The organism is Enterobacter adelaidei, from assembly GCF_041937165.1.
Classification (GTDB): domain Bacteria; phylum Pseudomonadota; class Gammaproteobacteria; order Enterobacterales; family Enterobacteriaceae; genus Enterobacter; species Enterobacter adelaidei.
This window is the reverse complement of record NZ_CP154353.1, coordinates 3,667,893-3,685,716: the sequence shown is the minus strand read 5'-3', so window position 1 is coordinate 3,685,716 and position 17,824 is coordinate 3,667,893. Positions and strand designations below refer to the sequence as shown.

Sequence of the window (17,824 nt, the reverse complement as noted above, 5' to 3'; positions counted from 1 at the left end):
CATAAACCCATAAATTTGTAGCTCATTTGTAGCCCAAGGCGTGATAGATTAGTTGTACTCCTTCTTTGGGCTACAAATGGTGGTGATACTTTGAAAACAACTCTCAATCAGGCTTTTATTATCAACAAGTTAAGTATCAATGTTAAGCCTGAACTCAGTAGCTCTGGAAAAGTCGTTTTCGAAGCTAACTCTGACCAAAAACCTTACATAGTTTTTGACGATCATCGAGATTCGCCTGTTGGCTTCGGTGTGAAGGTCAGTTTGACGAAAAAAACCTATGTAATCCAGAGAAGAGTAGCCTCGTCAGATCGTAATGTCAGTGAGGGTAAGAAGCCAAGCTCTGTCTTGAAAGTAAAGGTTGGAAATGTTTCTGATTTTCCAAGTATCGATCAAGCCCGTGAGGCAGCTCGGCAGTTGGTTCAGACAATGATTGCAACAAAGAGAAATCCCAACAAGATTAAAAGGGAACTCGATCTGGCTGAATTGACTGTGAGTGAAGCTTTTGCCCAATACCGGAGTCACTTACTTGGCAGAACCAAACCTGCTAAACCAAACACTCTCAATGTGTTAGACAAAGCTGAGAGTCGGTTGAAAGAATGGCAAAATCTTCGAATCAAGGATCTTACTGGTAATGAAATCCTTCGGAAGTTTGACGAGATTGCTTCAAGAGCCAGAACAGCAGCAGAACAGACTTTTAGGTGGGCCAATGTTGCTGTAAAACACGCAATCGAGATTGAAGCTGGGAATGCTCAGACCCAGCAACGACAACCTTCGTTGTCCTATAATCCTTTTTCAATTTTAAAGGTACAGAAGAAGTTCAGAACACGATCTGAGCTGGAAGATAGCTATCGTGCCAAGGGTGTACGAAATCCATTGTCCCCCAAAGATACTTTGGGACGGTTTCTAGCTGCATTACACAATAAGCGAGGTTTTAATCGTTTGGGTTGTGATTATCTGTTGCTGACCATTTTGACAGGAGCCAGGAAAGAAGAGACAGCAACACTGTGCTGGCGAGAGGCCCTGACAGAAGACGAAGTCAGAACGACAAGCTATGTCGATCTCGAAAACCGGGTTATTCGTTTTTACGACACGAAAAATCGTAACGACCATGAGCTTCCAATCTGTGATGCTACAAAGCGAATTCTGGAAGACCGACGAGATATCGTCAACGATACCGAAATACGGGCAGATAAACGCAAATGGGTTTTTCCGGCTCGTTCATCACGAAGCAAGGTTGGACATTATTCTGACAGTAAAAGCTTGCGCGAGTATATCTGCCAGGAAGCTGGAATAATGAAGCTGGGAATGCACGATCTACGAAGAACCTTTGGTCGAGTTGCAGAAGGGCTTACTTCGTATGCAGTGGTGAAAAGATTGCTTAACCACCGTAATACCACAGACCCTACTGAAAGATATGCTGAGCCTGATAAAGAGCGGGTATTTGAGGCTCTTCAACTGATTGAGCTTCATATGCTGATGACGTCACCAGAATTGTATAATACACTTTTGGCTTCGGCGAAGTACCCACCATTGCCAGAAAATCAGGAGAACAAGGAATGAGTACTATTGATACTTTAAGGGAATACGCCGAAGTATGGCGGCTATTTGGTAGTATGCCAGATGATGCAACCCTGAGTGCTGAAGTTTCGGCCCTTTATCTTGGTGTAAGTGTCAAAACATTGGCTCGTTATCGCCAGACTGGTAATGGCCCTGCTTATATTCAATACCAGGTAGAAGACAGCAAGGCAAGGAATCAACGAGTAAATTATCTTTTAGGTGATTTAAGAACATGGCGGGATCATCATAAAGTGAACAGCACAATGGAAGCAGCACAGATCCGTGGGCTGGCTTTTGCTTCTTTGACTGATTTTACCAAGCCTGAGCCTTTCTGGACTATTGATAATAAAATCTATTCTCATGCTCTTACTGTACCTGACGAAGTATTCAAGGAGCTATTAAATACCTCTCGCGCAGAAGTTATTTGGATCTCTCTTGAAAAAGTGTTGTTTGAGAACTGGCATACTTCGAGAGAGCGTCAGAAATGGAATGACGTTTTTGTTAGAGTACTAAGTGGGATGATTAAATCATGTGAAGTTGAACAAGAACGTCATATACTTAATGATATCTTATGATTAGTTTTATTCCCAATATAAAATTGAATTTGTATTGGGAAGTCATTATCTGCGGAAGTAAAAATTTTCAACAGCATCGTTTATTATTTCAATCAAATGGAATTCCGTCTGGAGGATATCTTCTTCTGGAGTTTTTAATCGGCTTTGTTTTACTCCCTGCTCGATAGAAATTAAACGAATTGGCAAAGTCTTCTGTCTCCAGTCTGGATTTTTTGAATTTATCCATCAGATCTTCATTGAAGCGACGAGGAATCCCTTTAACGCACAAATTAGAATTCAGGTATACCTGATTATCTATGGTGTCACGAATAAGTATTTTTCTCCCAAATAACTCTTTGAATGCACGTGAAACATTTGATTTATTCAGTCCAAGCTCTTTGGCAGTACGTGATTGTGAAAAATCAGGAATAATATTTCCATAATCAATGGCTGAGAAGAGATAAAGCACAATTCTAAATGCTGTGGGAGTCAAATCCATTCTGGCGAGTGCGGCCATATTACCTTTAAAGATCATTGAGAAATCGTCCCTGAAAGACGTTTTTTTATAGCTGTTTGCTTTAATCTTTATTTCTTCCAGATCTTCGGGCATAACCTCTAATGCTTCTGCAATAATGGACTTTTGTTCTTTAGTTAATACGACGCTTGTGATTGACATGATGGCTCCTTTTTATTGTTTTGATTATAGATATGGCATATTTAATTTATTTGTCAATTGGCTTGGTAGAATTATTTTAATTATATTTACTTTGAGTTTTTTTCGGTAGTTATTAGGTGGGAGATGATGGGTTATCAAATTTAAAACAAGGGGTGCTAAATTTCACCATCACCTGTTATTTAATTAATGATTTTTGGTTCTGAAATTAATAACGGCAAGGCTTATCTAATTGTTTGATTTTATTGATTAATTTCCAATTTTATTCTGCAAGATAAAAGAGTGATAAAGAAATAAGAAACCACAGTTTTGCATTAGATCGATACTCAAGGCCTTTGTGTACTTGATGAAAACACTTTTATTATTGTTTTTCTTACATAATATCATTTTATTAAATGAAGCCTGCGCAACTGTGTGTTGCGCCCTTGGGCTTCAGAACATTACTACAGTGTTTTCTATTAGTATAAATACGCTTCGCGTACGAGTTCATAGACCTGAGGTTAACTGTCATTACAAATACGCTTCGCGCAGAAGTTCATACAAATGGGTTTAGCTGTCAGCACAAATACGCTTCGCGCAAAAAAAACAGGAGTCTGAGTTGATCGGGAAAGCGAACACAGATACATGATTTACCCGTTTTCTGACTACGGCTCACGCCGGGACCCTTCGGAAAAATCCTTTCTGCTTCAGCGAGTGAGTGCTGCGGGCACTCAGCGGCGCTGCCAGGGAAACAAAATTACGGTTTTTCAATTGTTCGGTAAAAATAATTAACATTTATCGGTAGTAAGGGCGTAAGCCAGTGCGTAGCACGCTCTCAAAAATATTCCTGTGGTTTCTTATCTGCAATAGGGAAATAACTCAGATAATTGAAATATGAAACAGTAATGCAATCGGTAAGACAAAACATTTCCACAGTAAAAGCTGTTTTTTATTTATAGAAGAAGAAAAACATATATAAATAATAAAATATTCCATTTTACTATTGATTTTAATTTTTAAGATGATAGTACTTAATTATAAAAACAAAAAATGGAGGAAATCATGAGTGCTATTAGTGTTTTATCTCAGGAAGAAAAATTTATACATGTTGTTGATAAATTTATAACCCATCATCACAACAGCGTTAATAACAATACCTTTTATAAAAAACTTTATGTTCTCTTCGCTGGGTATCATCTAAAGTATTTTTATTCACGGGCGCAGTACCGCAACTCTTGTTATCACGTTGATAATATTATGCAGATGTTTACAGGAGTCGTTTCGACCCTGAACACAACGCTGCTCAGGAAGCTTGCAAATAGCGACACGTTGCTGCATTGCCTGAATTCACTCGTGAATTATATTTCAGGCAATCTGGATGAAGCAGAGCATATTTATGCTGATTTGCTGGCACAGTATGAAAAGAAACGCATTACAGGCTCTCTGGCTTATACTCCTCCTGGCTCAGTGATCAGAAAAAGACTGTGACAGCGACAGCGGCGTGGATAGGGTATGGGATACTGGAGATAAATGGAGCTGGCGTATCCGGCAGGACACCAGATGCAATAAAAAAGGCAGGGCCACCCATTCGGTGTCCCGCCTGTCGTGATGGCTTTACGGTAGGTTTACTTATCAACGACCTGCCAGCCATCATCCATTTTGACAAGGATTACAGCAGCACTACGCTTTTCGTTATCAACAACAACCGTCACATTACATTTATAGCTTTTATCCGATACTTCTACGCAGTCATGCTTTTTGACAGATTTTAATTTCCGCAGGGCGTCTTTCGGGACATCTTTACCTGCTATGGATTTAACGATGGCATTCGTCTGCTCCACGACCTTATTCATGGCATTATAAAGATCCTGTTCAGAGGGCTCACTGTTACAGCCGCTCAGCAAAAAGACAGCGGTAACGAGTGTGATAACGGCAGAGGTTTTCATAAATTGATTCCTGGCTGTAGGATGAATTACTGAATAAGACCCGTGTTCATTCTGCTGTTATTTTCAGAGAACGTCCACTTGCTGACCGTTTCGCCTTTAAATTCGATTTCCAGCGTTTTGGCCTGCGTCTGTGAACCCCCTGTCAGCAGTCCAATCACGGGAATAAATGTGGTGGCATCAAATTGATTGTTATCCATGGAATAAGTCCATTCTTCATTGCCACTATCAAGTGTAGTTTTAGTTTCCGGCTCACCTAATGCGGTAATGATTTCTGATTTCGTTGTTTTATTTTTGATGATTTTCGACTGCAGACTTTGTGATGTTTCTTTTTTTAGATGCTGGTTGCCTGATGTTGAACAGCCAGAAATAAGGAAAGCAGAAATAAAAAACACAGCAATCATGAATCTGTTCATAAGTTCTCCCATATTAATTTTTTATGTTTGCGGTGATGTGAAATTAATATCACCGTATAAAAACAACTCTGTCTGCATATTTCTTTTTAATTATGCAGATAAGAATAATGACGCTGGCAAAAAATGTAATGACTGAGACAGGAGTGCTGCCGGTCAATGAAAATACTAACCAGGCGAGACCGAATGCCACGAATTGAAACAGGAATGCCACACTGAGCGGACTTTCACCATAGGCCACTTTTGCATGGCAACCTTTGCAAATCCGCACGCCGTGCGGGCTTTGTGTAAAGCAGAAGGGGCAGCTAATCGTTTTATTATCCATCATGACTCCGTGGCCTGATTTAAGGTGATGTATTTTTGAACATTTTCGATGAATGATCCGCTTTAGTAAAATTGCTTGTACCGATCGATGGATCTTAGTTGATAGTCTATGGCTATTATAACTAGATTATCGATCTATATAAACGATCAATATTTTATTGACTATCACTAAACTATGGACTAGTTAACTTATGGTGCAGCGTGGGGGTTATTTTTAACTAATTGTTCTTTAATGGGATTTGTTGTCATGGAATGACAGGGTGTCAGAAGATGCAGGTGCAGGATTTGGTGGAAAGGATGTGCAGTGGCATGTAACAGAGATATGCCACTGCGCCTGAGAAGTGCCACAATATGGCCGAGCAATACAAGCCACGAATGCAGACGACGCTGGCGGGGTATCTGACGAGCTGTATTGTGCAGTTTGCTCCTGAGTTGAATGACACCCACTGTTTCCTGTTGTCTTTCCAGACGAATTTTTTTTTCAAGCTGAAGGATTTTCTCCAGAATCGTTTCCCGGTTTGCAGCCTGTTCTTCAGGCTCGCATGATGGCATTGGCATTGGTACTGGTACTGGCACAGTCTGCTGTTGCTCTTTTTTCAGTAAAGCCAGGTGCTCTGGTGTAAAATCAATCTGTGTTTGCAGAGAAGACCAGCCATACTTTTTTCCAAGCTGAGACGCTTTAAAGGCAATGCCCTGGTACTGAAATGAAAATCCATTCATTTTTCCGGTCGACGCGATATTAGGTTTACAGGTCACACCTTTCTGTTCCAGCATGTCGATAAAAGTCAGTAAATCGGGACGATGCGTTAAGACATTATCAATCAGGGTCTGCAACTGAGACTTAGGGCAGGGAACTGCTGTTCGTTCTGCCATCATCAGCTCATTGCGTGAGGGTTTTCTTTTAGCCTGAGGGCGACTACTGGTTGCAGGTGTTGTTTCAGTGAGTCCGTGTATTCGCTCCAGTTCGCTGATAATGCGGGTGCTGATGAGATTTTCATTTTTCCCCAGGTACAGCTTTCCACCGACCATGTTAATGCGACTTGCAATGATATGGATATGCTGCCCGTCGGCATCGTCGTGAAGGATATAACAGCGAAGGTGCGTTTCAGTGAACCCCATCCGGGTCATATAATCGTCGGCAAATGCCGCCCACTGTCTGGCTGACAGTGCTTCTCCCTTTGGCAGGCGAAGTGAATTATGCCAGACGGGTTTGGCGACATCGGGACGCAATTGTTTAGAACTTTCAAACTCACCGATAAGCTCAGCCACCGAACTTCCGGTCATATTACCACCGATGACGTAAGGCGTAATTTTGTGGTGTGAACCAGATTTAAGGCTGTAAAGCACCACGCCCGCAAACTGTTTACCCCTTTTTATTTTCTGCATGCCTTTCATCGGTCTGGCTCCAGAAATGTTGAAGGAATAAGGTGATCCCTGAGAGTTTTGATTTGTCTGCGCAGGGCAAAGAGTTCTGTACGGGTTAGTTCGCTGTCAGGGCTTTTCTTGTCGAGATGATTCAGCAGGTAATTTAAATCCTGAGAAAGGCTGCCGAGTGTAATCCATGCTTCGCGATTTATTTCGGGCAGAACCGGTGGGAGTTTGTTCAGGGAAGCCATTCTTAGCCATTCCCCTTTTTTATACTGGCCTCTTTTACTGTCGAGAATAATTAATTCTTCTTCATTTAATCTGACACTGACGCAGTGGCTTCGTATTTCATCAGGGGGAAGTTTGTCAGTATGGAATTTCCCACGCCTTGATAACCTTGTTATGTCATTATGATTGTTTATATCATTATTCATAGTCATCCTTGTATTGTGTATTTATTACTACAGATAACGGATGATATAAATAAGTCAATACGTCATGTGAAATATAATGCATCTGATCAGAGAAAATAAAATGAGTAAGCCATCGGCTGAATGGCTTACTTATCAGGGTTTATCAGGTCAGTTATCATGAAATGAAACCTACTCAGGCTGAATAAAGGGCTAAATTATCACATTCTTTTTCTCTTCGGCGCATGGGTGATTTCTGGTTTCATGATTTTGAGAAAATCTTTTTTCTCTCTTCCGGTTATATAGTCAAAAATTTTATCAGAGTCAGCACGCTGTCTCAGTATATCGTCGTCCACTCTGATACCATTTCGAATAAACCATTTTACTGTCTCAATACCAGTATAGACACCAATATGTCCGTCATGATAACAATTATAAAACTGAACATGACTGATATCGGTATATTTTTTCAGTGAGGTAAAGAAGGACTTCATGTTTTTGACATATAATGCGAAGGTACAGTGTTCAGCGATAAGGATATTACGCCCTTTTTCATGAAGCAAAGCAATCAGAGGCAACGCCTCAGTTGAAATATGTTTAAATAAAACTGGTGTGCTGTCTATTCTATCAACATGGCGTTTGAGGGCATTAATACTGAAATCATATATCCACCACTCGTCGTCAGTCGGAAGATCCAGCACCGCTTTGCCATTATAATCTCTGTGGTTTATGTCACACCCTTTATTTACCCAGTAATCAAAGACGTCATGATCGTGGAGGTTGTAAAGAAGCGTTTGTCCTTCGTTATCTGTGCTGTGGATATCAACGCCCGCGTTAATGAGGAGTTCCGCACAATCTATGTCGTAGTGCTGCCAGTGAAGACAGGACTGGCCTTTATTATTTTTGTGGTGAACGTTAATACCTGATTTTATCAACAGCCCTAGTGCCCGTGGGCTTTTTCTGCTAAACAGGGCATTATTACCATAACAATCTGTATGGTTCAGCGCTATGCCTGCTTCAATCATGGCTTTTAAAGCTCCGATACTGTCGCAACCGAAAAGTGCGTTTTCACCGTGTTCATTTAGTGTGTTAATGTCAATGCCTGCAGCAATGCAATTCTGGACGTCTTTTTTAGATTTACTGTCAAATAAATTATCTTCTGTATAGTTACTCATGGGTGTTCTCCTTTTTAAGCGGCCATTTTGTGCCAGGTGTCATTGTTGTATTCATATTCTTTTATCTTAACGATCTCGTCATAGATCCGTGAAAAGGAAAACCATGAGATCTCTTTCACTTCTCCTTTTTTGTTTGTGTAAATGATATTGCAGCCACGAAAAGAAAATGACTGATAAAAAACGTCGTTATTCTCCTCTTTAAGGAAACGAGTAAAGGCTTTTATGGTCTCTTTTTTGTCCATGCCATAAGAGAAAAAGGTATGGATAGCAAATATGGTCAGAATGTTTCTTTCCGTCACCATATGTCTGGAAAAATAATTAAGATAAAAATCATGATCTTCAGTACTATTTTTACAGATTACTGAGAAGTGTGGATTATACAAACGGTAGAGATCTGTATTCTTTTTTGTTTTAGAGAGGTAACTTGTCATGGTTGAGTGATTTTGTTTTTTCATTTTTATTCTCCTTTATTATTTTTGATGAAATGAATATATGTTATTAAATAAATAAAAATCAAATTTATTTTTAATAATAAAAAATAAGCAAGCGTTTTCTTTTGAAGAAATTAATTTAATGCGATGTTTTATATAAATAAATTTATATTTTGCAAAAAGTGCTGTTTTTATTTCGTGGTTGATTGGCGGACTTTTGTTCCCCAATGCTTAAGAGGAAATATGTTCCATTGAAGATTTTATGTTTGAGGTGAATATTATTGTAGTGGGGGGATATTATATCTTTTACTCCAGGTTTAATTTGCAACTTTGTGTTTGAGACACAATATGTGATGGTGCTATGATAATCGTAAGTATCCCGTCAAAACGAATCATTCGCTTTAAACCTTTTCCGACGTATTGGTTATATATTCTGAGAAAATCATAATGCAAAAGGCCCAGTGTGCAGACTTACGCCAGCCCAACCAAGCCGTAGTGCTTTAGTTCTGGGGCTTAGGTATGGTGGAAAAAAGCGACTCGTTAAGCTGGCTGATCTCTATGTATTTCAGGAGTCGGTCAGTAAGTTAACAATCCAACGAGGCTCATCAATCATAAGGGATTTATCTATCTCGATAGTATTGATACGGACGTTGTACGTACGTATCAGTCTTGCGAGACCCTCACGGATTTTATCGCCGTCATAGATAGCAATCTCTTCAATATTGTTACCGATGAAAGTTTCGGCTGCCTGGACGGCTATCTGTTCAGACATACCAACGTTATCAGCCATCTGGCGTGCTGCAATGACTTTGCTTTCAAGAGTTAGGATGACCGGCCTGTAGCCTGCGCGTTTGTTTTCGACACAGCGCGAAATCAATTTCTCCATAGGTGCGGTGGTCACGTGGAATGCAGTAGTACCCACCTGAAAATCACCCTCACGGTCAGTGTGTAAGTCAGCTGAATTGGCTCTGTCACTGCCGATTTTAACATTGGGAAAGCGCAATTGGAGTTTGGCTCCAATAAGATGCTGTAGCACAACCCCTGTGGGTTTGTCTGAACGTTCCGCCGACGCTTTAAGAATATCGCTTACCACAGATGCAACTGGCTTGTTGTAATCTAGGTCAACTGTTATTCTCTGTTTGTCAAAATAGTCCAGACGCACGCATTGAGTGAAGAAAGCTTCGAGCTGGTTGGAAACTAGTTTTGTGTCGACAGGCTCATTTCCATTTACTTGAGTATTGTTGAGTACATCCCGAAATGCAGCAGCAAGGAAAATAGTCCCTCTGGACGTACGCCCACCTTCACGGGTAAAAACGCGGGTTTCGCCATGTTGTTCCAGAATCTTTGATATGGTGGCACCACTGAGCCCTCGTACTTGGCTTTTTCCTTCGCTGTACAGACGTTCGTCAGTGATAGGCATACCATCAGCCATCATACGTGAGACGATCAGTCCTGCATTCATTACATTGGTATTTATCGCGCCACTCTTGGCTCGTTCACCTTCGTACCAGGCTTTCGCCGCTGCAAGGTACGCTTCGGAGTAATTCAACTTATTCATTCACTTTTATTCCCTGCGCTTTTTTTGCGGCCTCAAGGTGAGGGAGGATCATGTGCCGGGCGACCCAGCCAACAACAGGAACAGCGACGGCATCCCCAAAACCATATTGAATTTGTGAGTCGCGCAAATTTTCCAGCGTGTACCAGCCAGCCCCCATCAGACGTGCATACTCAAGTCCGGTCATCCACCTGATTTTGAGTGCGCCCCTACCCATGATCACCACCGCCTGTTTGGAGGAACCGCCACGTGCTGTGCGTAAACATCCTGAAATGTCTTCTGCTCTCATTTCCCATACGGGAATGCCATTACGAGTTCTACGATAGGCTGTGCGGGCAGTTGTACAGTCTAGATTGACAAAATGTTCTAACCTTTCACGCTGTACCGATGCCATGGACTCTTTAAAAAGAGAAACTTTATCAGCATTCCACCACCGAGGGTCGCTGTCTGGGATAGCCTCAATCTCAAGAGTGAACCCTTGGCTTAGTAGCTCAGGTGCTTTAGGTAAAGGCATCATGAAGGTGCGTACTTCAGCGTCTTTATGCAGCCAGGAAAGCCAGTCTGGCCTCAGGCACGAATCCTGTTCGCCTCCATCAATAGGATTTTTTGCTCCTATCAGGAATAACCTTGGTCGGGACTGTGGCACAAAACGTCGGGCGTCCAGAGTGATTGCGTCAACTGCATAACCTAACTCATTAAATTCTTTAACCGCAGCTCTCAAATCTTCTCTGTTATGGGAGGAGGCAAGGCCTGTGACATTTTCGAGGACGATCACTTCAGGCTTGCGTTCATTCATCCCTGCAAGCAAATCAGTAAAACCGAAGAAGGCGGACGATTCCCGGCCTCCCCGCAGGCCGACACGCTTACCCGCCAGACTAAGATCAGTGCAGGGAGAAGAGGCCCAGGCAACATCTGCAGTTGGAAGGTCTTCGCTATTCAGGGTATGAATGTCTGCCAGAAAAAGCTTGTGAGTTTTCCAATGGCCTTCATACATCGATTTTTTGTTCAGGTCATAGTCATTAGACCAAACAGTCTTGATTCCCGCCTGCTCCATCCCAGCTCTCGCCAGGCCGATACCAGCAAAGAATTCCAAAGCGGTCCATTCGGCATCGCCCCGAATCGGTATAATATTCACTCAAAGTCTCCCGTTTTCATGTGCCTATCATCCCACAAAATACTCAGCTAGGTACATACTCTCAGTGGAACCCCACCTTGATTATTTAGCATCTGCAAGATAGCCATTAAACTTCATGGTATGACTATGCGAGTTGGCATTTATGTAAGCCAATATTGTTGAACGAATTTGCTCTAACGGCCAGCGACGAGAGTGTCCGCTAGGCAACGATTTCTGGTCTTCAATCCCCGAAACTGTAAACCAGTTTATCCAACGCCCAGTGGATGTACGGGCGTAGCAGGGCGTTTTGGCAGTGTCTCTGCCACGGTCACCACGATGCTACATCAGCATGGTGATCAATCTGCGGGTGTGGGTCTTGTCATGGGGTTATGAAGCGTTTTATGTATCGGGCATCGTTCGCTACGGAGAAGTAGTGCTACGATCTGCTTCGCTCAGTGCGTGCTGAGTTCCCTCAAACTGTTTTGCTATTCCGAGCATCTCTTTAGGACGATCTGGTGATGAGATTTGGCATTGAATTCGCACAAAAAATTACCATTCCCATGAACAGAAGTTTTGTGATTTAATCATTATGACGGGTAAGTTTTTTCTTAAAATTAAGCTATATCAAAGAGAATACTTAGCTTGCTAATTAATTGACTTGCAAAGGACCTGATATGCAGTGTTTAGATTTAACATTTGAAGTCATCAGCAATACCAATGCTACCGCCAACTATACGGGGGGTTGCTCTGGAGAGCGTAGCGACTGTTGTACTCGTGTATGCACACGAGCTGGTAACGACGAGCAAAACTCAGCGTCGAATTTAGATGCTTGGGAAAAATACTTGGAGGTTAACGCCGGCGTTCTCCAATATTAATCTAAATTCAAAATCGCCCTTGATGGGCGATTTTATTAGGAATATACAATGGACTCCAAAAAATACAAAATAAAAGAAACTGTAGATATTTTTATATCGAGTGAAGATAATACTGATAATGTTAAACTCACATTCCATGTGATGACAACGCGTGATAGATTAGAAATAAAAACCAATAAAAATGTCGCTCGATTTATTGCCAGCCTTGATGGTATAAAAACTATAAATGATATAGTTACTGAGATGGGGTCCCTACGCTCAAAAGATGTCGATAAATTAATTGCTTTTTTACTAAATCATCATTTTATTTATGATGTAAATAACATTTGCGATATTGAACCTCGTTTTTCACGACAAATTACATTTTGGGACGATTTTGTCCTTGAACGACCTGGTGTAGACACTCAGCATATTTTGGAGAGCAAAAAGGTTGTTTTATTTGGGTGTGGAGCTGTTGGAGCAAAAATTATAGAAATACTTGTCCGCGCTGGTGTTAAAAATATAGTTTTGGTTGATTATAAGTCCCTTACAAAGTCAAATGCAGCAAGGCATTGTTATTATAACTATAAGAAAATCGGAAAACCAAAGGTTGATGTCCTGTCAGAATTTTTGAGTTGGATCGATAGTAGAGTAATTATAACAAAACATTTTGAAAAACTTATACCTACTACTAATCTATCCTCTATCATTCCTGATGATACAGATCTGATTATTAATACTTGTGATGAGCCTTATATAGGTCATACTTCTTTAAAACTTGGTCGATATGCACAAGCAAGAGCTATTCCGCTGTATGTATCAGGTGGATTTGACGCCCACTTAATGAGTTCAGGAGAATTAATATTCCCTCCACATACACCCTGTATAGATTGTGCCCAAAATACATTTTCAAAGGCATTAAAAGGATGGAAGCCTGTATATAGCATAGTCAATAATCCTCAACTGGATCTTTCAAAATCTGTCTATGATAATTATATTCCCGGAGGGCCTGGTGGATTAGCAATGATGAATGGTTTTTCAGCTAACCTAAGTTGCATGAAATTAATTCACTTCCTGTTGGATGATTCAGCGTTTTCATATGTAAATAGTCGGTATGAATACCTTCCAAACGAAGGCAAAATGACTAATTTTGAATTGGTAAAACAAAGTGGATGCAAAATTTGTAATGAATAATTTTAGACTGCGACAAAGTATTGGTATCGTCGTAAATGATGATACTGTAGAGTTTTTTAAATCAAATATTAGAGAAAGTATAAAAATAAAAATCAGCTTTCCAAATATAGTTGAACTCTTAAAGATGTTTGATGGGCAAACTTCTCTTCAAGAAATTGTAGCAAATTATTCAGGAATCGATATTCAACAACTTGAAAAATTAGCTTTGTTTTTGAATGAAAACAATATAATTATCGTTCAAGATTGCCAATACCCTGCAGAGCTTGTCACTGAACAATATAGAATGATCAATACATTTGAAGACTACTGTCATACCACCAGTGAGGTTTTAGAATGTATAATTAATCTTAAAAAATCAAAAGTAATGATTGTAGGTATTGGAGCAGTCGGTAGTAATGTGGCAACGTATCTTGCTCATTGCAATGTTGGTTCGATAATTTTTGTGGATCACGATAATGTAGATATAAGTAATTTACATCGTCAGTTTTATTTTGAAGATGCAATTAACTCTGATAAAAATATGGCGTTACTCAACTCTTTGAAAAAGATATCTCCAGATATTAATATTGACATTATCAATGACATTATCGATGATGATTTTTTTAAAAGAAATATTCTACCCTCTGATATAGATTTGATAATAAACTGCGCTGATGAACCTAATGTGGATTACACCAGTAAAATAATCGCCCTCTTTAGTATGACTCATAATATCCCACATATAGTTGGCGGGGGATATAATCTTCATCAAACCCTTATCGGTCAGACAATTATTCCATTTAAGTCAGCATGTTTTAATTGTTTTAACCTATTTTTGGGAAAAATAAATAGCAAAGACCTTGTCAATGTGAAGAAATTGCACCGGGTAAAACGAAAATTAGGTTCATTTTCACCACTATCAGGTCTGGCTGCAAGCCTTGCAAGCTTGGACGCTATAAAATTACTTGCCGGGAAAGTAGAGCACTTGCAACAAGAAAATAAAAGGGTCGAATTTAGTCTTAGAAGTTTATCTTTTAACGTCCAAGATGTTCCACGTGATCCTGAATGTGATTGGTGTAGAGGAAAGTATGAATAAGATTATTTTTGAGGGAATAGCCACCCATAATTTAAAAAATTTAGATGTTACTATACCATTTAATACAATAACCGCTATTTATGGCCGTTCGGGCGCAGGAAAAAGTTCTTTAGCATTTTCATCAATTTATCAATTATGCAAAGATGAGTTTGATGCTGTAGAAAACGGTTATTTGAATGAAAGTGATTATAAAGTTGTAAATTTCAGTGGGTTAATTCCCGCTGTTGCAATACCACAAAGAAACACAAATAACAACCCTCGTTCAACTATATATTCATATCTGAATATAGCTCAAGCTTTGTCATCTTTAAAAATCAAAAGAAACGTAGCAGTACCTAATTTTGATAAATTAAAAATAAACAATTATAAAAATGAATGTCCTCACTGCTTAGGCCTTGGCGAGATAGTTAGTGTGGATGAATCTGAATTAATTAATGAAAAATGTAGACTAGATCAAAAACCATTTTTATGTTGGCGGACTGGTGAGTTATCTGATTATTATCACCAATTACTTATGGTCTATTGTGATAAAAATAATATAAAAGTAGATGATACTTTTGATTCACTATCACTTGAAAAGAAAAACCTAATATTATATGGAGAAAGCGCTGAGAAATTATCTTTTAGATTTAAACACAAAGGAAAAACGAAGCAAAGAAGAGCGTTTTATAAAGGCGTAATGTCTTTTGCTAATTCGAATATAGGACGGAGCCAAAACAATTCAAAGTATAAAAAGGAAGTAAATTGCTCATTTTGTAATGGAAGCAGAATTAACCAAGAAACAGCCCAACTTGATGTTTTAGGATTTACATTTGATGATTTTTTACTATCTCCTATATCTGAATTATGTAATACCCTGAAAAAAACTTTAGGTGACTCAGTATTAATTAGAGTGTTGTCCGCAATAAATAATATGGGATTGGGATATTTAAATTTGTCTCGTTCAATTCCCAGTCTTTCTGGGGGGGAAATACAAAAACTTATTTTCAGCAGGCTTTTAACATCTAATACAACAGGTATTCTGATTGTTATCGATGAAATATCATCCCAAATTAACCCTGTCGATTTTGAAGATATCTTTCAAAAGTTAAAAAAATTATCAGAAAAAAACACAGTTATTTTAGTAGAGCACTCGCAGTATTTCATAGATCTTGCTGATCAGCAAATCCATGTTGGTAAATACGCTGGTTCTTCTGGTGGGGAAATTTGTGAAAAAGAAAAAATTCAGCCACTAAGGAACCTCAATCCCAAAAATAATATATCTGATTACTATTATTTTGAAGGGCTTAATAAAAATAACGTCATTAATCAAAATATACGTATCCCTAAAGAGTGTGTTACTGTTTTTTCTGGAATCTCCGGATCGGGGAAATCATCTTTAGCTAAAGCTATTTGTAGCCTTACCGATTCGATTTATATAAGCCAAAAATTATCATCATATACAGGACGTTCTACTGTCGCAACTATCACGGATTTGAATAAATTAATTGCAGAATTTTTCTCCGATACAACAAAATTAGATATAGAGTATTTTCTTCCAAACAAACTTGGTGGATGTAAAGTTTGTGAAGGTAAGGGCGTGATAAAATATGAAAGGGGTTTTGAAAAGGATATCTACATATCATGTCATAAATGTGAGGGTAAGCTGTTTGACCACAATATAGATGAAGTAAAGTCTCAGATTAATGGTATGAATATAATAGATGTATATGATACTGAGTTGAAAGAGTTAAGCTCTTTTTTTAATAACACTAAGATTAATACTATTCTTGAAACTATCCATTATCTTGGAATATCACATTTGAAACTTAATAGAAAAACGCAGTCCCTGTCAGGTGGTGAAATGCGTAGAATAAAATTATGTGAAATTCTATCTAAGTCCAGAAAAACAAACAAAATATTGTTTATTGATGAACCTGTCGCTGGACTTGATTCTGAGACGGCTTCGAAGGTGCTGAATTTTATATATCAAAAATCTAAATTATTCAATGCAATTGTCATTATAGAGCATAGGCCTGAGGCAGATGACTATGCCGACTTTAAAGTACTAATTGGTCCTTTGTCAGGAAAGGAAGGTGGGAGAGTTATAGAACAAAATATCATTGAATCAGTTAGATGAATATAATTAACACACTATCTAATTAGTATGTGCAGTTATGATATTAATTTAATGAAATATAAGGGGTAATATTTTGGAAGAGTTAAGAATCGATTTTTAAATTAGTATTGTTATATATTTTAATCACATGATATGAAGACATCTTGTTAAACTTATATACCCATGATCATCAAAGACGGTTGATTGTCTGCAATTGAGATCATGGGCGGTCACCTTTTTAAATTTTTACTGAACGTTATAAAATTGAACTGGAACGTCTGCACAGTTCCTGAGGTGATAAAAGAGTTAATGATTCGATCAAAGCCGTACTTTCGGCTTATGTAGGCTGCAGTTCGTCATGATAATTCCAGTCTACATCTTCACAACATGACCAAAGATAACCACATTTATAATCACTAAATTTAGGAAATGACGCAAGTTCGATGGGCCGGCTTTCCTTATCACTGACAAATTAGACTGAAGAGCATAGTGTGATTCTGGTAATTATCAAACCAGACAAGTCCGTATTGGATAAGATTACCGAAGGTTTTAAACGAATGTACTGGACATAGCTATCATATGTTTAACTGTTCAGAACGCTGTAAGAAGAACGGAAAATTGAAGTGGACTTATTAACGGATTGCAATAATAATTATCTTGTTCAATTCTTTGATAATATTAATCTGGAACTGTGTTCAATGATATCTTGAAATGAACCTCTCTTTACCTCTAACCGGATGGATAGGGTTAAATTAAAAGAATGTACAATTCAAAGTTCGATTTTGAATATTAGTTTACCTACGTGTAAAAACTAACGGGATGCCATGGTATATAAACTTAAATTTATCTTATGCAAAATGATTGATAAAAATGAGAGCTGCAATTTAAGTAATAGTTTTCCATATAAAATATATAGCTGCGATTGTCTAATCTGTTGTCGTAAATGTTGCAGACATTGAAAGAGAAAGACCAGGTTTTTCTTTTCTAACCGAAGGGAAGAAAAGCAAGGGGAAACCGGAGAAGCAAGCGCAGCGGCTTCGCAGAGTTAGCCCTTGCTTCATTTCGTTATAATAATAAAAAATCGCAGTGCCTGATATTTTATATAAAGAT

General features: G+C 38.9%; 16 protein-coding genes and 1 pseudogene. 6 read left to right on the top strand and 11 right to left on the bottom strand.

The features are described 5' to 3' along the window. The first annotated feature begins 90 nt into the window (after nt 1-90). Together AAHF05_RS17925 and AAHF05_RS17920 are read left to right on the top strand one after the other, a co-directional pair. Entirely contained in the window at nt 91-1,560 is a 1,470-nt protein-coding gene (locus tag AAHF05_RS17925) for a tyrosine-type recombinase/integrase (RefSeq protein ID WP_374936404.1), read from the top strand. Then, entirely contained in the window at nt 1,557-2,132 is a 576-nt protein-coding gene (locus AAHF05_RS17920; protein ID WP_374936403.1) for a hypothetical protein, read from the top strand. Before AAHF05_RS17925 ends, AAHF05_RS17920 begins: the two co-directional genes overlap by 4 nt. Nucleotides 2,133-2,220: 88 nt before the next feature. Here the strand turns inward: AAHF05_RS17920 and AAHF05_RS17915 are convergent, their stop codons facing one another. Next, a complete protein-coding gene (locus AAHF05_RS17915) occupies nt 2,221-2,787 on the bottom strand; it encodes a LysR family transcriptional regulator (protein ID WP_374936402.1) in 567 nt (188 codons plus the stop codon). Nucleotides 2,788-3,825: 1,038 nt separating this feature from the next. Between AAHF05_RS17915 and AAHF05_RS17910 the strand changes: the two genes are divergently transcribed. Then, nucleotides 3,826-4,251, top strand: coding sequence for a hypothetical protein (locus AAHF05_RS17910; RefSeq protein ID WP_053071088.1), 426 nt, complete (start codon nt 3,826-3,828; stop codon nt 4,249-4,251). Nucleotides 4,252-4,388: 137 nt separating this feature from the next. On the opposite strand, the gene AAHF05_RS17905 is transcribed toward AAHF05_RS17910, so the two are convergent. From AAHF05_RS17905 to AAHF05_RS17860, 10 genes and pseudogenes are all read right to left on the bottom strand, one after another. After that, complete coding sequence (locus AAHF05_RS17905; protein WP_374936401.1) at nt 4,389-4,709, bottom strand: cell wall-binding protein; 321 nt, start codon at nt 4,707-4,709, stop codon at nt 4,389-4,391. Between the two features lie 26 nt (nt 4,710-4,735). Then, nucleotides 4,736-5,122: a hypothetical protein gene (locus AAHF05_RS17900; RefSeq protein ID WP_374936400.1), complete on the bottom strand. Its 387-nt coding sequence runs from the start codon at nt 5,120-5,122 to the stop codon at nt 4,736-4,738. A gap of 49 nt (nt 5,123-5,171) precedes the next feature. Then, nucleotides 5,172-5,444 carry a hypothetical protein gene (locus AAHF05_RS17895; RefSeq protein WP_072010564.1) on the bottom strand — a complete coding sequence of 91 codons (273 nt, stop codon included), beginning with the start codon at nt 5,442-5,444 and terminating at the stop codon, nt 5,172-5,174. Between the two features lie 188 nt (nt 5,445-5,632). Continuing rightward, the gene (locus tag AAHF05_RS17890) at nt 5,633-6,838 is read right to left on the bottom strand and encodes a relaxase/mobilization nuclease domain-containing protein (RefSeq protein ID WP_374936399.1); all 1,206 of its coding nucleotides are present in this window, start codon (nt 6,836-6,838) and stop codon (nt 5,633-5,635) included. Then, nucleotides 6,835-7,242 carry an ATP-binding protein gene (locus tag AAHF05_RS17885; protein ID WP_082237736.1) on the bottom strand — a complete coding sequence of 136 codons (408 nt, stop codon included), beginning with the start codon at nt 7,240-7,242 and terminating at the stop codon, nt 6,835-6,837. The genes AAHF05_RS17890 and AAHF05_RS17885 overlap by 4 nt, the downstream gene beginning before the upstream one ends. 197 nt (nt 7,243-7,439) lie before the next feature. Then, nucleotides 7,440-8,393: an ankyrin repeat domain-containing protein gene (locus AAHF05_RS17880; RefSeq protein WP_082237738.1), complete on the bottom strand. Its 954-nt coding sequence runs from the start codon at nt 8,391-8,393 to the stop codon at nt 7,440-7,442. Between the two features lie 14 nt (nt 8,394-8,407). Then, nucleotides 8,408-8,848 carry a hypothetical protein gene (locus AAHF05_RS17875; RefSeq protein WP_374936398.1) on the bottom strand — a complete coding sequence of 147 codons (441 nt, stop codon included), beginning with the start codon at nt 8,846-8,848 and terminating at the stop codon, nt 8,408-8,410. 541 nt (nt 8,849-9,389) lie between these two features. Next, a complete protein-coding gene (locus AAHF05_RS17870; RefSeq protein WP_374936397.1) occupies nt 9,390-10,382 on the bottom strand; it encodes a DUF4928 family protein in 993 nt (330 codons plus the stop codon). Then, nucleotides 10,375-11,514, bottom strand: a complete 1,140-nt coding sequence (locus AAHF05_RS17865; RefSeq protein ID WP_007777519.1) for a DNA cytosine methyltransferase — start codon at nt 11,512-11,514, stop codon at nt 10,375-10,377. Before AAHF05_RS17865 ends, AAHF05_RS17870 begins: the two co-directional genes overlap by 8 nt. A 165-nt stretch (nt 11,515-11,679) precedes the next feature. Continuing rightward, a pseudogene (locus AAHF05_RS17860) lies at nt 11,680-11,877 on the bottom strand (IS630 family transposase); the annotation flags it as partial. Nucleotides 11,878-12,416: 539 nt separating this feature from the next. Between AAHF05_RS17860 and AAHF05_RS17855 the strand changes: the two are divergent. From AAHF05_RS17855 to AAHF05_RS17845, 3 genes are read left to right on the top strand one after another with little or no spacing between them, the layout of a single operon-like run. Next, nucleotides 12,417-13,541 carry a ThiF family adenylyltransferase gene (locus AAHF05_RS17855; RefSeq protein WP_374936396.1) on the top strand — a complete coding sequence of 375 codons (1,125 nt, stop codon included), beginning with the start codon at nt 12,417-12,419 and terminating at the stop codon, nt 13,539-13,541. Further along, nucleotides 13,516-14,616 (top strand): ThiF family adenylyltransferase, encoded by a 1,101-nt coding sequence (locus AAHF05_RS17850; RefSeq protein WP_374936395.1) that lies wholly within the window; start codon nt 13,516-13,518, stop codon nt 14,614-14,616. Before AAHF05_RS17855 ends, AAHF05_RS17850 begins: the two co-directional genes overlap by 26 nt. Beyond that, the gene (locus tag AAHF05_RS17845; RefSeq protein ID WP_374936394.1) at nt 14,609-16,735 is read left to right on the top strand and encodes an ATP-binding cassette domain-containing protein; all 2,127 of its coding nucleotides are present in this window, start codon (nt 14,609-14,611) and stop codon (nt 16,733-16,735) included. The genes AAHF05_RS17850 and AAHF05_RS17845 overlap by 8 nt, the downstream gene beginning before the upstream one ends. Nucleotides 16,736-17,824 lie beyond the last annotated feature (1,089 nt).